The 18,259-nt window shown below is 40.8% G+C and carries 14 protein-coding genes; 2 read left to right on the top strand and 12 right to left on the bottom strand.

Annotated elements, in window-relative coordinates:
- Positions 1–4: 4 nt before the first annotated feature.
- The 3 genes from MHB79_RS08475 to MHB79_RS08465 all read right to left on the bottom strand — a co-directional run bounded on the left by MHB79_RS08475 (position 5) and on the right by MHB79_RS08465 (position 2,855).
- Positions 5–1,153, bottom strand: a complete 1,149-nt coding sequence (locus MHB79_RS08475) for a Rap family tetratricopeptide repeat protein (protein WP_003211287.1) — start codon at positions 1,151–1,153, stop codon at positions 5–7.
- Between the two features lie 165 nt (positions 1,154–1,318).
- The gene (locus tag MHB79_RS08470) at positions 1,319–2,068 is read right to left on the bottom strand and encodes a poly-gamma-glutamate hydrolase family protein (protein WP_253622592.1); all 750 of its coding nucleotides are present in this window, start codon (positions 2,066–2,068) and stop codon (positions 1,319–1,321) included.
- 313 nt (positions 2,069–2,381) lie between these two features.
- Complete coding sequence (locus tag MHB79_RS08465; RefSeq protein ID WP_050944959.1) at positions 2,382–2,855, bottom strand: CarD family transcriptional regulator; 474 nt, start codon at positions 2,853–2,855, stop codon at positions 2,382–2,384.
- A 568-nt stretch (positions 2,856–3,423) separates the two neighbouring features.
- Here MHB79_RS08465 and MHB79_RS08460 point away from each other — a divergent pair.
- Positions 3,424–3,822, top strand: a complete 399-nt coding sequence (locus MHB79_RS08460) for a hypothetical protein (RefSeq protein WP_327840705.1) — start codon at positions 3,424–3,426, stop codon at positions 3,820–3,822.
- Positions 3,823–3,947: 125 nt separating this feature from the next.
- The gene (bslA, locus tag MHB79_RS08455) at positions 3,948–4,484 is read left to right on the top strand and encodes a biofilm surface layer hydrophobin BslA (protein WP_050944961.1); all 537 of its coding nucleotides are present in this window, start codon (positions 3,948–3,950) and stop codon (positions 4,482–4,484) included.
- 208 nt (positions 4,485–4,692) lie between these two features.
- Here bslA and mutL read toward each other — a convergent pair whose 3' ends face one another.
- The 9 genes from mutL to spoVS all read right to left on the bottom strand — a co-directional run bounded on the left by mutL (position 4,693) and on the right by spoVS (position 18,173).
- Positions 4,693–6,594 (bottom strand): DNA mismatch repair endonuclease MutL, encoded by a 1,902-nt coding sequence (gene mutL, locus MHB79_RS08450; RefSeq protein ID WP_327840703.1) that lies wholly within the window; start codon positions 6,592–6,594, stop codon positions 4,693–4,695.
- 20 nt (positions 6,595–6,614) lie between these two features.
- On the bottom strand, positions 6,615–9,191 hold the full coding sequence (mutS, locus tag MHB79_RS08445) for a DNA mismatch repair protein MutS (protein WP_340989483.1): 2,577 nt from the start codon (positions 9,189–9,191) through the stop codon (positions 6,615–6,617).
- A gap of 124 nt (positions 9,192–9,315) precedes the next feature.
- Positions 9,316–9,861 (bottom strand): outer spore coat protein CotE, encoded by a 546-nt coding sequence (cotE, locus tag MHB79_RS08440; RefSeq protein ID WP_003212450.1) that lies wholly within the window; start codon positions 9,859–9,861, stop codon positions 9,316–9,318.
- Between the two features lie 265 nt (positions 9,862–10,126).
- Positions 10,127–10,561 carry a RicAFT regulatory complex protein RicA family protein gene (locus MHB79_RS08435; RefSeq protein ID WP_003211238.1) on the bottom strand — a complete coding sequence of 145 codons (435 nt, stop codon included), beginning with the start codon at positions 10,559–10,561 and terminating at the stop codon, positions 10,127–10,129.
- A 1-nt stretch (position 10,562) separates the two neighbouring features.
- Positions 10,563–12,089, bottom strand: coding sequence for a tRNA (N6-isopentenyl adenosine(37)-C2)-methylthiotransferase MiaB (gene miaB, locus MHB79_RS08430; RefSeq protein ID WP_012010025.1), 1,527 nt, complete (start codon positions 12,087–12,089; stop codon positions 10,563–10,565).
- Between the two features lie 158 nt (positions 12,090–12,247).
- Positions 12,248–13,429, bottom strand: coding sequence for a glycine C-acetyltransferase (locus MHB79_RS08425; protein WP_340989481.1), 1,182 nt, complete (start codon positions 13,427–13,429; stop codon positions 12,248–12,250).
- On the bottom strand, positions 13,426–14,490 hold the full coding sequence (gene tdh, locus MHB79_RS08420; RefSeq protein ID WP_340989479.1) for an L-threonine 3-dehydrogenase: 1,065 nt from the start codon (positions 14,488–14,490) through the stop codon (positions 13,426–13,428). Before tdh ends, MHB79_RS08425 begins: the two co-directional genes overlap by 4 nt.
- A 175-nt stretch (positions 14,491–14,665) precedes the next feature.
- Complete coding sequence (locus MHB79_RS08415; RefSeq protein ID WP_340989477.1) at positions 14,666–17,710, bottom strand: efflux RND transporter permease subunit; 3,045 nt, start codon at positions 17,708–17,710, stop codon at positions 14,666–14,668.
- Positions 17,711–17,912: 202 nt separating this feature from the next.
- On the bottom strand, positions 17,913–18,173 hold the full coding sequence (gene spoVS / locus MHB79_RS08410) for a stage V sporulation protein SpoVS (RefSeq protein ID WP_003211281.1): 261 nt from the start codon (positions 18,171–18,173) through the stop codon (positions 17,913–17,915).
- Between the last annotated feature and the right edge of the window lie 86 nt (positions 18,174–18,259).

Below are 18,259 nucleotides of genomic sequence, written 5' to 3'. Positions count from 1 at the left end.
CATGTTATGCTTCGTTCTCATACATCTCATCTCCTTTTTGAATGTGCGTACGCGCTTCGATCACAATCTCAAAAAAAGTGGAGGATTCCTTGTACATGTCGCGTTCCTTATAATAATTAGCCGCATCAAGTGCTAATTCCTCTAAATCAGCAAACATTTTTTTGCTTCGCAGTCCAAATAGTGCCGATCTTAATTGCTCACAGCTGTCTTTTTCTATATAAAGCGCCTGTAAAAATTGAAATTTCAACTGATAAATTTCATCTTCCAATAAACAAGCCTCGTTCATTCCTTTACGTATAGCCTCACCCGCCCGCTCGATATCTCCGAGTTTAAACCAGGTAAGAGCAAGTGAAAATAATGATTTGATCATCGTGGATGCTTGATCTTTTTGATAAAGGGAAATGGCTTGTTCAAAAAAGACTGTCGCTGTATGGTACGTTCCCATACTATAATGACAAGCTCCTAAGTTATTAAGAGCCATCGCTTTAAAATAAGATGTGCACTCTTTCCGCTCCATCGCTTCACAAACCTTTAACGCTTTTTCTAAGTAAGGAAGCGCTTTTTGGTGCTGACTCACATCAATACAATTACCTGCCATGACAAAATCACATTGAATGCTTCTTTTTCCATAAAGCTGATGTTTCTTATAAATGTCTCTCGCCTTTTTAGCATAATGCATGGAGAAATAAGTTTGTTTCATATGATAGTATACTTCAGCGATTTTATAGTAAAATTCCGCTTTTTCAATCTCATCTGTCACTAAGATCAGTTGATGTTCCGCATGCTTGTAATAGGAAATGGCCTCGATGTATCGGCGCTGGATAAACGCATACATTCCATGAAAAAAATGAAAGTAATAGCCAAGTAAGCCTGTCATCTCATCTTCTCCATCTTCCATTTCTTTCGGAAAAGACACGGCTTGAAGTGTTTCACTCCCTGCATGGACTGGCGTTAAATGCTGAAGCATCAGTTGATGGCGAAAATCCATTAGAGAATAATATAGAAGCAAATCTTGATCCTCTTCCATCTCATGAATTTCTTCTTCAACAAGGCGCTTCATATCGTTTGCTTGTTCGACTTCAAATTTGCAAATATGCGTGTACCATTGATTGATCTTTACACCTACTTCGGAAGATGGTATTTTATGTGCCATCCACTTCAGCCCCATTCTATCATATCAAACTGATAACTATTATTTTACATAATTTATGTTTTTAAGGCAAATTGTAATTTATTGCATGATTTATGTTCATTTCGCATATTTCTATCTTTTTTACCAAGTTTAAATGGAGTACTTTTACCCATCAAAACGATTTTACTACGAAGTTGGGTCAAATTCTCTTAATACTTCTTTTAAAGCACGGATATAACGTCTGAATGCTTTTTTCTTTCCTTTTCTCGTATCAAAATGGTCGAAAAAAGATTCTCTCTGCGCCGTACTAATTTCTAGCTGAACGCTTTCACCACTTGCATTTCGATTATTAATATTTTTAGGATCTGTTCCTGAAAGCCGTTCGCCTTCTTGCACCATTTCTGCAGAAAATCCTCGATCTTTTAACTCTCGTACAACTGCTCTTTTCATTTTTTCGTTTGTCCCGCCAACTAGCGTGTGCTTTTTATCACTTTTATAGCCGTGGATGGAAATGGAGAAGGGATACGTTTTAATCATTTGGACCAATATCGGTTCATCAAACTTGGTGCTTGTAATATGCAAATCACGATTGTTGTCTTGTTTCGTTCCTTCAAACAAATACGTCGAGTATCTTTGTTGAAATGCTTCTACAATTTCACTTGTTCCTGGTTCAATTTCCCCTCCATGAGGAGAAAAGACGAGTAAATCACTTCCGCCCTTTTCGTGAAATTCTATTTCATACCCTTTTCTTTCATGCCGAATAAGCTGTTTAAAACTGTCGTATCGATCCCCTTTTTTTCGCTCTTTTTGATACTTTTCTACCTCTTCTTGATGTTGCTTTTGCTCTTTTTTTTCTTGAACAGAATGGCTGCATTTCACCATTAAAAGAGCACATAGGATCAGAAAGATGAATCCACATATCAGTAGCCTTTTCATTTCACCGCTCCTTTTCATTCTCTTAGGTGTCATCTTATCGCATTATTTTACTATCAATGGCTAACAGAATTCAAAGGTTGTCCGGCTCATTTAAATGAATCAGGAGAACTTTCCTGTTTTTTTATGCCGCTCTAGGTATTTCTGACTTCTTTGAATCATTCGCTGCTTGAATAAAAAACTGCATCGTATGACCTTATTTTAGCTTTAGTTAAAATCACCTACAAAAATGGACATGTTTTTCTGATTTCAAACAAAAAAGCCGCAAACAAAAGGGATGCCCTTCTGTTTACAGCCAATTATTGTATATCCATCATTAAATTCTTAGTTCATTCTCTAAAGCTGAAAGGACTTCATCTTGTGAAAGCCCTTGTGCAAGAGAAATTTCACTCACTAACATGCCTCTAGCATCTTCAAGCATCTTCTTTTCACTTGAATTTAATGCTTTCTTCTGATTTCGTCTCATCAGATCTTTGACAACGTCTGCACCGTCTTCGATCGCACCTGTTTTTAGCTTTTTCATATTTTCATCATATCTTTGCTTCCAAGTAAGCGTGTCGTCGTTTGTTTCTTCTGCAAAATTGTTCATCACAACTTTCAGCGTTGCTTGATCTGCTACCTGACGAATACCTAGTTGATTGATTCTGCCTCTTGGGATCATCATCTGCATATTCGGCATTTGAATCAGAAAATATTCCTCCGTCTTACCTAAAATCTCTTTTTCTTCCATTCCTTCAATCACACCGGCACCATGCATAGGATAAACAATTTTATCACCTATTTGAAACAAATCCGCCACCTCCGAAAGTATTCACAATTTGATTATAACACATTTCATCGTTGGATAAAAATTTATATTTTATCATGTTATTTTAGCACTAGTCAATTCTTTTCATTTGAATTTTTGAGAAAAAGCCTTTTTTTACAGAAGATGCGCCACCATCCAGTCCCCTTGTCTTATTCGTGCATATACTAGCATTGAGTCACATTTAGGAGGGATGACAATGTGCAAATGCAAGTGCAAACATTCCCACTCAAACTGTTATAAAAAGCATGACGATCATTGCCATGAGGACCCATGTAAAGAAAAAAAGTTTCATCATAAAAAAGATGATTGGTTTGAGAGCGATTTCTGGGATACTTCTAGAAGCTACGATCCCTATTATTACCCTAAAAGTGTCTGCAGCAGTTGTAAGAAGCGTCGTAGAAGAAGACATGGCTTCTCATATTAGCACCTGACGCTTTCAACTGCTTTTTGTTTTCCCGGCTGAAAAGCCGGTTTTTTTCATATGGATAGGCTCATGAAACGGATCATGCTCATAGGATATGGCAACCTGACATAAAGGATGAGATATCAAATGAACAATATGAATAGCCAAATGAATTATCATCACGAAGGAAATCCGTACCATACGTTTGAGAATGTGTATACAGCCAATCATGAGCATGTGGTCGCGCCAAACATGCATGATCATATGAATATGCCAAACCATTATCATACCGGTAAAAAGGATAAGTACAGCGGACATTATCCGCATCATCATTCAGCCTATCCGCCTTTTCCAAATCAGCATGACCCCTTTTCGCATGTTCCAATGAAGGATCACCATCATCATGGCCACTATGGTGGATCTGGAATGATGCCATATCATCCATACGGATATCAAGATATGCATATGATGATGCCGAATCAGCAAATGCCAGGCTTTGGTTACGGAATGAACCAACCAAATGCGCATTTTCCCCGTTATTACTAAACAAAATGACAAAATAAGGGTATAATATACCATTTAATACCATGTAGGGATATGGTAACATTATAGGTAAATAATGGGTGTAATCATCTATTATTTACCTATATTCAACAAGGGGGAAGGAAGAAATGAAAAAAACATGGACGATGATCATGATGGGGATGCTCACATTGGTTATGGCGCTGTCAGTGCCGCTTTCTGCATCTGCTGAAGGAGCCAAAACAGAGGAAAGCAAAGCATCAACCAATGCAAAACCAGCTGCCCTTTACGCAAAAATTACAGGTACAAGTAAGCAGGAATGGTCTTTTTCTGACATTGAACTAACGTACAGCCCAAATTCTATTTTAAGTCTTGGTGCGGTTGAGTTCACACTGCCAAAGGGTTTCCAAGCAACAACTAAAGACATTATGAACGGTAAAGCATTAAAAGACAGCTACATTTTGAACAACGGACAAACCGTCCGTATTCCGCTTAGATTGGATTTACTTGGAATTTCCAAATATACATTAAAGCTTTCACATAAAGTACTCCCTGCCGCAGGTACATATACGTTCCGCGCAGAAAATCGAGCAATTAGCATCGGTTCCACATTTTATGCAGAAGATACGATTGATATTAATACACGACCAGTTGTGGTCACACCGCCAGATCCGTGTGGATGCTAAATAAAAAAGCGCTCTAATAAGAGCGCTCCAAATGACAAAGGGCAAAATGATGTTTATTTTAGCCCTTTGTCTTCTTTTCAGTGTGATAGAAACCTTTGTAGCTTAGGAAGGACGAGTTCTGGCGCGGATTAGACATTCGTGAGCACCAGCTCGCGCAATAGTTTGTCTACACGCTGAGGTGCCTTAATAAGAGCGCTTTTTTATTTGATCACATGACCCGTTTAAACATTTTCTCCATTTCATATGTCGAGTGATGAATGATGATCGGCCGGCCGTGCGGACAAGTGAAAGGGTCCTTTGTCTGCCTGAGTTCATCTAATAGGGCTTTGATTTCATCATTTCGCAAATGACGATTTGCTTTGATAGAGCCTTTGCAGCTCATCATGATTGCCGCTTCTTCTCTTAATTTTTTGATATCTACACGCTTCTCATCCAGCACTTGCTCAATAATCTCTTCGATCAGTTCAGCCTCTTCTCCTTTTGGAAACCACTGCGGATGCGACCGTACAATGTAGCTTCCTGAACCAAAAGGCTCTAAGAAGACACCCACTTTCGTTAGTATCTCTTTATGCTCTTCAATAATCAGCATATCGTTTTTCGAGTAATGGAATGTTAATGGGACGAGCATTTCTTGCACTTCCTGTTTGATCTCTCCTACTTTCTCACGATAATACTCATACTTGATTCGCTCCTGGGCCGCATGCTGATCAATAATATAAAGCCCACGTTCATTTTGAGCCAAAATATATGTGCCGTGCATTTGTCCGATGGGATACATGACAGGGACGCGTTCGTTTTCTGAAATGGCTTCTGCAGCATCTTCTCTTAGTTCTGACTCTTCATATTCTAGTGAAGCGGCGGATTCCTCTAACTGAACTCGCTCAGATGAGGCTTCTTCATAAAATACTGGTGATGATGGTTCCGTCTTCTCTTGATTAGGCATTCCGTATGCTTCGGTATGGCTTGTCTCATATAAGACCGATTCGAGCGGCTCCGGCTGATAGGATAGCGGCGTTTCCACCTCGCTTGTGTTTCCTTTTTTCGCATCAAAGGTTAAGGATTGCTGCTCATTTTTGATCGCTGGCATTGGTGCTTTTTTTGGCACCGAAGCACTTGGAATGAGCTGCTGCTTTTGAAATACGTCCTTAATTCCTTGCTTAATTAACTCATGAAGTTCCTGCTCTTTACTAAGTCTCACTTCAAGCTTCGAAGGATGAACGTTCACATCCACTAAAATGGGGTCCATCTTCATCTCTATAAATGTAATCGGGTGGCGGCCAATCGGTAGCAGCGTGTGATACCCTTCATGGACCGCTTTCACGAGCGGAAAATGCTTAACATATCTGCCGTTTACAACAGAAGACATATAATTCCGTGATGCCCTTGTCACTTCTGGCAAGGAGATATATCCTTTCACTTCAAAATCAAGTGATTGCACGTGAAGCGGCACCATTTTTTTCGCAACAGCTGTTCCGTAAATGGCCGCAAGCACATGCCGCACATCCCCGTTTCCATTCGTCTGAAGCAGGACTTTTCCTTGATGACGCAAGCGAATCGATACTTCTGGGTGAGCCAGCGCAATTCGATTGACGACATCTGATATATTGCCAAGCTCCGTATGAACGGTTTTCATGTATTTTAGGCGGGCCGGTGTATTGTAAAATAAGTTGGTAACGACGATCTCGGTACCGCGGCGACTAGAGGTTTTTTTCTCTGAAATGATCTTTCCGCCTTGCAGCACCAGGTGCGTTCCAGCTCCTTCACCAGTACTTGTTTTCATTTCTAGATGAGAGACAGATGCGATACTTGGCAGCGCCTCTCCCCTGAAACCGAGCGTTCTGACACGGAACAGGTCATTTTCATCTTTGATTTTACTCGTTGCATGGCGCTGAAAGGCGAGCTTACAATCTTCAGCATCGATTCCAACACCATTATCAATCATTCTAATAGAAGAAAGACCTGCTTCTTCTACATCGATTTCAATCACTGTACTACTTGCATCGATTGCATTTTCCATAAGCTCTTTTACGACAGAAGCTGGACGTTCGACTACTTCACCTGCAGCAATTTTATTGGATAGGTCATCGGATAACTGAATAATCTTTGCCATTTTGCTCACCTCACCTTACATTATAATTTCTTTTGCAATTCATATAGCTTAGTCATCGCTTCGAGCGGAGTCATATCCATTAGATTGAATGACTTTAATTCCTCGATCACCGCTTGATCTTTCTGTTTTAGAACTGGTTTGGTTTGCGGTTTTTCTTCTACTTCAAAGAAAGAAAGCTGCTGCTTTTCCTCTGCCTTTTCTGTTTTTGGAGCTGCAGATACGTGCGGGGTCACTTCATGTGATCCGCTCTCAAGCTCCGTCAAAATGGTCTGGGCCCTATCGATGATCGCATCAGGCAATTCAGCAAGCTGCGCTACATGAATACCATAGCTTTTATCAGCTGCACCCTCTTTGATTTGATGTAAGAAAACGACCGTGCCCTCATGCTCTTCAGCACGTACATGGACATTTTTCAGCTCGCTTAATTGAGATTCAAGAACTGTCAGCTCGTGATAATGTGTGGAAAAAAGCGTTTTGGCACCAATATGATCGTGAACAAATTCAATGATCGCCTGCGCAAGAGCCATTCCATCATAGGTGCTTGTCCCGCGTCCAATTTCATCAAATAAAATCAAGCTGTTTTTCGTTGCATGCACCATCGCATTTTTTGCTTCGAGCATCTCTACCATAAAAGTACTCTGACCAGAAATCAAATCATCTGCCGCCCCAATGCGTGTAAAGATTTGGTCAAAGATCGGAAGAGTCGCCTTCGATGCCGGCACAAAGCAGCCAATTTGCGCAAGAATGGAGATAAGCGCCATTTGTCTCATATACGTACTTTTCCCTGACATATTTGGTCCAGTAATGAGTAAGGTTTGCCGGCCATTTCCCATACGGCAGTCATTTGGTACATACTCCTGGTGATCCATCACTTTTTCAACGACTGGGTGACGACCATCTATGACATCTACCTCATCCTCTGAGAATTCTGGACGGATATAACGGCGTTTTTCACTGACAGTCGCAAAGCATTGAAGCGCATCCAGCTCACTCATTTGTTTTGCAAGCAGCTGTAATCTAGGAATATAACCTTTCACTTGCTCCCTGAGAGCTGTAAATAGTTCATATTCCAATTCGTTGATATTTGATTCTGCTTCAAGTATCAGTGCTTCTTTTTCTTTTAATTCAGGTGTGATATACCGCTCTGCATTGGCAAGCGTTTGTTTTCTTTCATAACGGCCTTCCTCCAGCAGATGTGTATTTGCGCGTGTCACTTCGATATAATAACCAAACACTTTATTAAACCCGACTTTTAAGGAGCGAATGCCGGTATATTCTCTTTCCTGCTGTTCAAGACGTGCAATCCAGTCCTTTCCGTTTCGGCTGGCATCACGGTATTCATCTAATTTTGCATTGTAGCCATCTTTAATCAAATTGCCTTCTTTTATCGTCATCGGCGGATTTTCATAAAGTGCATCTTCTAATAAATTAAGCAAGTCACCACAAGGATCAATCGCATTCGCTCTTGATTTTGCCATTTCCTCTGGCAGTGAGTGCACAAGCTCTTTAATGGCTGGTACTTGTTTTAAGGATTCCTTTAACTGAATGAGATCACGGGCATTTACGTTGCCAAATGCGACGCGGCCCGCTAAACGTTCGAGATCATATACTTGCTTTAACCGTTCACGCAGATCCTCTCGTTCAAAGAGATGGTCCATGAGAATTTGCACCATTTCCTGGCGTTCTTTAATGTGCGAAAGACGAATTAACGGCCGGTCGATCCATTGCTTGAGCAGCCTTCCACCCATCGCTGTTTTTGTTTCATCTAACAGCCATAACAAAGAGCCCTTCTTGCTTTTTGAGCGGATCGTCTCTGTTAATTCAAGATTTCGTTTTGAGTAAAGATCAATTTTCATTGTTTGTTCGAGCTCAAACACTTGAACTTGCTGAAGGTGATCGAGGCTTCTTTTTTGCGTTCTTCTTAAATAAGCATATAATGTCAAAAAGGCCGATCTTAGTTGCTCACTCAGGCGAGACACGAGCCGCTCAGCTTCATCGATCAATTCATCACTATCTTCGTATGAAATGGTCGCTTGGCACCGATCCTTTAAGGTCTTGACTGTTTCCTCATCCAGCTGCTTTGACACCACAATTTCTTTTGCACCGACAGAATAAATTTCAGACACGACTTCATCTAATCGATCAATGAAAGCCGCCATGTTTTCACCAGTAGATAAATCGGAAAGTGCAAGTCCATATCCATTTTCAAACTTTGTCACAGAGGCAATGAAGTTGTTTTCATTTTCACTTAAGCCTTTACCATCCATCACCGTACCTGGTGTAATGAGTTGAACGACTTCTCTTTTGACTACACCTTTTGCCGTTTTAGGATCTTCCACCTGCTCACAAATCGCGACCTTGTAGCCTTTTGAAATCAATTGTTCTATGTATGCAGAAGCAGAATGATAAGGAACACCGCACATTGGTATGGTCCCGCCATCTCTGCTTGTTAGCGTGATTTCTAATTCTTGTGACGCTTCTTTTGCGTCATCAAAAAACATTTCATAAAAATCGCCTAAGCGAAAAAATAAAAAGGCATCTTGATACTCTGCCTTGATTTTTAAATATTGCTGTATCATGGGCGTATAACTTGCCATATTTCTAATCCCTCACTATATTACATTCGAATTCATACCATCTTTCATTATAGCATAAAAAATCACCTTTTTTCTCCTAGATAGGACACAAAAAAACTAGGGGGATATGCGCCCTAGTCATCAATTACTCTTCTGGATCACCCGCTAGGAATTCTGGATGAATATCCTCTAACTCCTCATCCACCTCTTCTTCCCACTCATGATCATCTTTTTCTTTCCAGCTTGAATTGACCTCTACAACAATTTTTGTTTCTCCTACCACTTCAGCAATGAATTCACGCTCTGCCTGAACGATAATTTTATTGCCGTTTGGAGAAATGGTCACTTCTAGACAATTCGGCTGCTGCAGCACTTTTGCAATCACTTCGTGCTCATCATCAAGGAAATTTTTATCTTTATATCTTAGTTTGATGATGTCTACATATTTCACCCGTTCTGTGACGACTTCTGTTTTTGTGTTATCAGCGTAAGAATACCATACGTTAATATCAAAGGTTCCTTCAATCTCAACAGTTTTACCGACCTTTTCAGCATCATACTTATGATTAATGATCCAACCACCTAGGATGCTGGTTGGTTTTTGCGATGGAGAAATGGTGTGTGTGCTTTGGGTGAATTTCCTCCCTTTTGCAACCACCGCTTTTGTAATAATTTCTCTGTATTCAGACATTCCGGCATGCCTCCTTGTTCTTGATCGTTTTATCTTATGCTGGGCATTCGTCTAGTGTGTCACGATTTTGAACTTCATGTTCAATTAAATTCATTTCTGTTTCAGTGTATGCATGGTCGCCCATAAACTTGCCTTGAAAATTGGAAAAGTTGGAGAGTGAGAGATTTTGGGGTGACGAAACAAGAAGTAGAATGGGAAGTGTGATTTTTGTTCTTTCAAAAAATGATGATAGCAAAACAAAAAACCCCGCATTTGCGGGGTTTTCTCATTTAATGGAGCAACTTGGTGATGAGTTTTTCACTTTTGAACCGGTTTCTCCTAATAAGAGGTCACCGCCGGTTGAAAGAATGATTTCATCTGTTACTTGATTAGAAATCGTATGCGCTACGAGCTGAAGCAGGGAATTGACTTCCACTTGTGATTCTTTAAATTCTTGAATCACTGGAATTTCATCCAGTTCTTCTTGCAGGGCATCGATTTTTTCTTCGACTTGCTTTAAGGCTTCATGTTTGCCGTAATGCTTTAAATTCACAGCTTGTTTTTGAAGCGCCTTAATTTGATTAATAATCGTTGAAATTTTTGTATTTTCATTGATTTGCGCTTCTGCTTTCTTGAAGAAATCAACTTCTTCTGTTTCAGAAATCATTTTAGCGAGCTCTCTTGCGCGCTCGACAATCTCTTTTTTTGAATAAAGCGTCATTTTAATTCACCTCGATAGCTTCTCCAACCATTTCTCCGTCAAGAGACCAAGTTTTGGCTTGTGTGATTTTCACTTTGACGATGTTGCCAATCGCTTCTTTTGGTGCTTTAAAATTCACAAGCTTGCTTTTACTTGTATATCCGGCTAGGATTTCAGGGTTGTTTTTACTTTCACCCTCTACTAATACTTCGACAGTCTGCCCTTCATATTCCTTCATTTTTTTCGCAGAAATTTCATTCACGAGGGCATTCAGGCGCTGCAGACGTTCTTTTTTCACATGCATTGGCACGTTGTCTTGCATTTTCGCTGCTGGTGTTCCTTCTCTTGGAGAGTAAATGAACGTATAAGCAGCGTCAAACTCAACCTCGCGATAGAGGGAAAGTGTTTCTTCAAACTGCTCATCTGTCTCATTTGGGAACCCAACAATAATATCCGTTGTTAATGAAGCATTTGGCATCGCTTCTTTGATTTTGCGCACAAGATCAAGGTAACGCTCACGGTCATATTTTCTCGCCATAAGCTTCAAGACAGAAGAACTGCCTGATTGAACTGGCAAATGAATATGATCGAGAAGGTTCCCACCCTTAGCAAGCACTTCAATTAAGTGATCGTCAAAGTCACGCGGGTGGCTTGTTGTAAAACGGATACGCGGAATATCGATTTTACGTAGCTCATCCATCAAGTGTCCAAGACCATATTCCATGTCTTCAAAATCTTTTCCATACGCATTCACGTTTTGACCAAGAAGGGTAATTTCCTTATATCCTTCTGCCGCTAAACGTCTGACCTCTTGAATAATTTCGTCAGGGCGGCGACTTCTTTCCTTACCGCGCGTGTAAGGGACGATACAGTATGTACAGAATTTATCACAACCGTACATAATATTCACCCAGCCCTTAATTTTTCCTTGGCGGGCTCTTGGAAGGTTTTCAATGACATCGCCTTCTTTTGACCAAACCTCGATGACCATTTCTTTTGAAAGATAGCATTCAGATAACAGCTCTGGCAGGCGGTGAATGTTGTGTGTACCGAAAATCAAATCAACAAATGGATGTTTCTTCAAAATACGGTTGACGACAGATTCCTCTTGAGACATACATCCGCAGACACCTAAAATTAAATCTGGCTTTTCACGCTTTAATGCTTTTAAATGACCAAGCTCTCCGAACACTTTATTTTCCGCATTCTCACGAATTGCACAAGTGTTTAATAAGATGACATTTGCATCCTCCGTTGAGTTTGTCGGTTCATAACCAAGCGCCATAAAAATACCAGCCATCACTTCTGTGTCATGCTCATTCATTTGACAGCCATATGTGCGAATATAAAACTTGCGCCCGTTTCCTAACCCTTGAAAACGCTCGTCAATTTGAAATTGATTGTATTCGACTTCTTCTTTACCCCGTTTTTTTGCATCTTTTAAGGAAGGCGGAATGTACACAGCTTCAAAATACTGGCTATAGTCCTTCTCGGATTTTTTGTCCGATGAACTTACTTGTCCGCTCGCTTTTCTCTGCTCTTCATTCATGAATTTGTACTCCTTTCAAACCAAGCTCCACCCTACAGTATAGACTATTTTGTGATGAATTGAAAATAAATTCATATACAGTTTTTCTATAAAAAATGGCTATTCAGCAAGAAGGTCACAGCCAATCTCTATATTAAAAAAAGAGAGCCTGCGCTCTCTCAATCAAGTATGTTCAGTTTTTTTGCTTCTTCTTCGATGATCGTCAGTGCACGGTCCAGTTCTTCTTTTGTGTGCTCTGCTGTGATGATGGCTCTAATTCTCGCTTTTCCTTTTGCTACAGTTGGGAAAGCGATGCCCTGGGCAAACACGCCTCGGTCTATTAAAGCCTTTGAAAAGCGGAACGTAAGAGCTTCGTCTCCAATCATGATTGGAATAATTGGTGTTTCTGTCGGAGCAACTTGAAATCCAAGGCTGACGACTTTTTCTTTGAAATAGGCGGCGTTTTCCCAGAGCATGCTAATTCGCTCTGGTTCGTCTAACAGCACTTCAATCGCTTCTTCACACGCTCTAGTCACAGCTGGCGGATGTGAGGTGCTGAATAAAAACGGTCTTGCTTTATGCTTTAAATAATCAATTAAAACGGCTGATCCCGCTACATAGCCGCCGAGCACTCCGACAGCCTTACTAAGTGTCCCAACCTGAATATGCACTCTGCCGTCGAGTTTAAAATGGTTGACTGTCCCGCGGCCATTTTCACCAAGCACGCCCGAGGCATGTGCATCGTCTACCATCACAAATGCATCATATGCTTCTGCGAGCCTGACAATCTCAGGAAGTGGCGCAATATCTCCATCCATCGAGAACACACCGTCTGTGACGATGAGACGAACGCGGTAATTCATAGATTTCTTTAAAATTTTCTCAAGCTCTTCCATATTGGAATGACCATATACTTTTTTATCTGCTTTTGTTAACCGAATGCCGTCAATGATTGAGGCATGATTCAGTTCATCTGAAATCACAATATCATCTTTTGTCAGGATACTTGATAAGACCCCTTGATTGGTCGTAAAGCCTGATTGGAATACAAGGGCTGCCTCGGTCTTTTTAAATGCAGCGAGCTTTTTTTCAAGACGTTCGTGCATCGTCATTGTGCCAGCGATCGTTCGTACCGACCCCGTACCAGCACCGAATTCATCAATGGCCTCTTTTGCCGCTTTCATCAACCTTGGATGTGAGGTGAGGCCTAAGTAGTTATTTGAGGAGAGCTGTATGACAGGTTGTTCATTTAATGTCACAGTGGATGATTGTTTTGAGTCAATCTCTTTCAATGTTTGGTGAGTGCCTTGCTGCTTCATTGTTTCCAGTTCATCTTGTAAATACGTGAATTCTTTCATCATTTCTTCCCCCTTTGATTTGATGGCATCATCAGTACGACCTTTCCGCACATCCCATTTCTCATGAGTTCAAATCCCTTTTCGAACTGTTCAAATGGTAGTGTATGGGTGACAACTGGCTTGACATCGATGGTATTTGTTCTTAATAACTCAGATACTTGACGCCACGTTTCAAACATTTTTCTCCCCGTGATCCCTTGCACGGTTAATCCCCTAAAAACAATTTGATTCGTAATGTCAATTGTCACTGGTCGTTCTGGCAAGCTTAGTATATTGACTTTCCCTCCATTTGCACAAGCTTCGAGAGCTTGATTAATGGCAACTGGATGTCCTGACATCTCGCATATCACATCTGCCCCCTCCATCCGCGTGAACTGCTTAATCACCTCAACAGGATCATCTTTTCCAATATCCACGATATGGTCTGCCCCCATTTTCCGGGCAAGATTCAGCCTGTATTCGTTTTGATCGACAGCAAACACTTGGACAGCACCGGAAGCTTTCGCGACGGCGATCGCCATTAAACCGATTGGTCCGCAGCCAAAAATCGCCACTGACTTACCTGAAACAGGTGTGTGCAGCACTGTATGAACCGCATTGCCAAGCGGCTCTTGAATAGACGCAAGCTCTACTGGCATTTGAGCTGGATTGTGCCACACATTTTGTTCAGGTACTTTGACATATTCAGCAAAACAGCCGTCAATGTCTACTCCTAAAATTTTCGTTTCATTGCACAAGTGCTGTTGACCTGTTAAACACATAGAGCACTGATTACATACAACATGTGTCTCTGCCGATACAAAATCCCCTACTTTTGCACGTGAGACTTGCTTCCCCGTCTTGACAACTTCCCCTGTAAATTCATGTCCAAAAATGTAGGGCGCTTTAACTCTTCCCTTTGCCCAGTCATCCCAATTGTAAATATGCACGTCTGTTCCGCATATCGAAGTGGCTTTCACCTGAATCAATACTTCGTGATCATTGATTTCTGGAATCGGCATCTCCATCAGCACCGCTCCGTAAGCGCTTTCTTTTTTAACAATTGCTTTCATCGTTCCACACATGACGTACAACCCCTTTGTTAAAAAACTTCTCCCACTGAGATTTTAACACGTCTTATTTTCGTCGTAAATACCATTGTCTACTGTAAAAAGACAAATGAACACTCCACATATTTTTTTGGATATTTTTCTAAAAAAAAAAGCAAATCCCCATAGAAAAGGAGATTTACTTTTTGATTCACCGTCTTTTTGAAACGGCAATATATAAGGCTGGCACAATTAATAGTGTCAAAATTGTTGAGAAAAAGACACCCGATACAATGCAGATTGCCAGCGGCTTAAAGAGCGGATCATTACTTAATGCTACAGGCATTAGGGCAACAAGTGCCGTAAATGCTGTTAGTAAAATTGGCCTAATCCTTGCTCTTCCCGCTTCAATGACAGCTGTCTGTTGATCGAATCCCTGCTTACGCCGCTGCTCAATAAACTCGAACAAGACAACCGCATTTCGGACCACGATACCAGCTAATGAGACAATTCCCATTGTTGCCATAAAGCTGAACGGTGTTTGTGTGACAAATAGTCCGATAACAGCTCCAGATATCGCTAAGTAAACCGTTCCTAGAACTAATAGTGGAAGCATCAATGAATTGAACTGGAAAGCGATGGTCACATAAATGAGAAGCAAGACAACCCCAAATAAGAGACTAATTTCAATAAAGAACTTGGTTTGATCTTCATTTTCTCCGCCTTGAGAAATAGCTAGATCCTTCGCTGCATCTGTTTTTCCTACTTGATCGACGACTTCTTTCATGTCGTCTTTAAACGACTCTGACGTGCCAGGGTACGCCTTCAGCGTAATGGTCGGAATTCCATTTTCATGTGGAATGCTTTCGTACTGCTCTGTTTCTTTTTCTTTTACATATCGGCTAAGTGGCTCGAGTGAAGGCATACCGCCTTCATTTGAATTGACAGGCACTTTTATTTCTTTTAGCTTTAATCCATTTTGATGTGTACCTACATCCTGTTTGACCACTAAATCGATATCTTTTGTTCCTTGTTTAAAGCTGCCTAATGGCATGCCTTCTGTCACAAGACCGAGCTGTCTGCTGACAAGCTGAGCGCTGAGGCCATCCTCTGCCATTCGGTCACGGTTTAGTTCAAAGGAGATCGTTTTTACCGGCTGATTGACATCGTCAGTGATCAAGCTCGCTCCTTTTTCTTTCATTTCACTTGTGAGCGTTTCTTTGACATCAATGAGCTTTGCAAAAGAGTCACCCGCAATGGTTACTGTCACAGGTGCACCAGTTGGAGGTCCTTGAACAATGGTTTTCATAAAGATATCAGCATCTTTAAATTTCTTACGCAATGGCTCTGTCATACGATCGATCAATTGTTTACTCGTCATCTGATCATTGTCTACTCTCACGACAACCTGACCAGTATGATCACTTGCATTTGAGATACTTTCATTAAACAGGTTCGGTACACCGCCGCCTGCAAAGATCGCCGTCTCTTCAATGCCTTTCTGCTGTTTCATCTCTTGTTCTATTTTCTCTAATGTTTCATTTGTTTTGTCTAATGTTGTTTCACTTGGAAGTGTGACAGTGACAACCACTTCTTTCTTATTCGCTGCAGGGAAAAATTCAAATGGTGTGACGAAAATCAATAAAAAGGCAAGCGTTGCAACAAGCAAACCACTAAAGCCAATAAGCAGCGGACGCTTCACAATGTTCGTCAGCACACGGTCTGCATAAAAATCAGCTAATTTTTTTAACGGTTTGCCTAGGAATCCTGGCTCTTTTTGAATTTTCTTGTTCTGTCTTTTTCGGTTCACGGTATATTGGTAGACTGGCACTAGTGTCAGAGAAATTACCATAGACGCAAGTACAGTCGTTACGAGGACAGACGGTAATGCTCGTATAAATGAACCGTTTGCACCTGATAGGAAAACAAGTGGCAAGAAAGCAAACACAACCGCAAGTGTTGAGGTCAAAATAGACCCTGCAACTTCTTTGACCCCTGCAATCGTTCCTTTCAGCGGACTTTCATATTTTTTCATTTGCCTTAAAATATTATCGTTGACGACAATGGCATCATCGACAAGTATTCCTAGGGCAATGATAAATCCGATAATCGATATCTGATTGAGGTCCACTTGTAAAAATGGCAGCGGAATCGTTCCGATTGTGATTGATAATGGGATGGCAAGTGAAACGATGAACGCACCGCCAATGGTCAGACCAAGTGTGGTGACAACAATAACAGCGATGACCGCAACAATGGCTTCTTTTATCAAATCATTAAAAATGGCATCCACTTCACTTTTTTGTGAATAGTAGTTTACCCACTCGACACCACTTGGAAGCTGCTTCTCTTTCTCAATAACATCACTGACTTTGTCATACATTTTAGGAATATCAAGCCCTGGTTTGATATTGACTGTAAATGAATAGGCAGGCTTTCCGTTATACGACACAATGTCACTTTTCTCTTTTTCTACTTCTTTTAAGCTGCCAAGCTGACTGATTGTGACCGGTTCACGGTTCGTTTTGGAGAAAAGCTCAAGCTTTTTCACTTGATTCAAACGGTCGTAGGCATCGATGGACAGCTTAACCTTCTCACCGCCTGTCCGAATGTCGCCTAGTGGAGATGTGTCAAATTCCTGATTGATGGCATTTGTGACATCCGTTACACTTAACCCTTCATCCTCCAGTTTACTTGAATCTAAGTTTAATACCGCTTGTTTGTCATTGAATCCTTTGATGACGACACTGTCTACCCCATTGATGTCCTCAACCTTTTCCTTCAACGCACGCAGCGATTCCTGACTTTTTGCTAAGTCTGCTGATTGACTTGCCACAGCCATATAAGAACCAACCGGCACGCTGCCAAACTCATCCTTTACATCAGGCTCCATCACTCCATCAGGAAAGGACGACGCAGCACTTGTGGTTTCGTTCTTAATTTGACTTGCCACCTTTTGAAAGTCGGTTTGATCATCAATTTCAAGCACAATATTTGAAAACCCAATGGCAGAAACAGAGCTCGTTTTCTCTACACCATTGATATCAGATATGGCTGATTCGAGCTTATTGGTTACATCACTTTCCACCTGTTTTGCATCCGCACCTGGGAACACGGTGGAAATCGTGACGATATTCGCTTGGAATTCTGGCAGTTCTCGCTTAGGAAGCTGCGTAAATAAATAGCCGCCAGCAATGAGAACAATAAAAAATAAAATAAAAACAAGCTTTCCTCTTTTCAAAAAAGCTTCAACCATTATTTCACCTACTTAAATATTTATTTTTGATGAAGTATTTTTAACTTAATCTTAATTTATCATCATGGTGAAAAAATGCAAGCTCTAATATGTCATTTTTATCTATTTCATGAACTGAATATGTTATATAAGAAATGTATAGTGGTAAACAAAAACAACCTGCTTACATGATGTAAGCAGGTTGAAAATAATAAAATTAGAATTATCGTGGCTCAACAATCAATTTGATGGCTGTTCTTTCTTCTCCATCGATAAGAATGTCAGTAAAGGCTGGAATGCATATCAAATCCACTCCACTTGGTGCAACAAATCCCCTTGCTATGGCTACAGCCTTGACCGCCTGATTCAGCGCTCCAGCGCCGATTGCTTGTATTTCCGCTGCACCGCGTTCACGTAAAACGCCTGCTAATGCTCCTGCTACTGAATTCGGATTTGACTTTGCTGAAACTTTTAAAATTTCCATTTCTGCTCCCCCTTAAATTTACAATGGATAAGTGAGTGTTCATTAGAACAATCTTTGTTAGATGATGCTATTTTTTGAAAATCCAT

The organism is Bacillus sp. FSL M7-0558, from assembly GCF_038003245.1.
Lineage (GTDB): Bacteria > Bacillota > Bacilli > Bacillales > Bacillaceae > Bacillus > Bacillus pumilus.
This window is presented reverse-complemented; position numbering and strand designations above follow the sequence as displayed.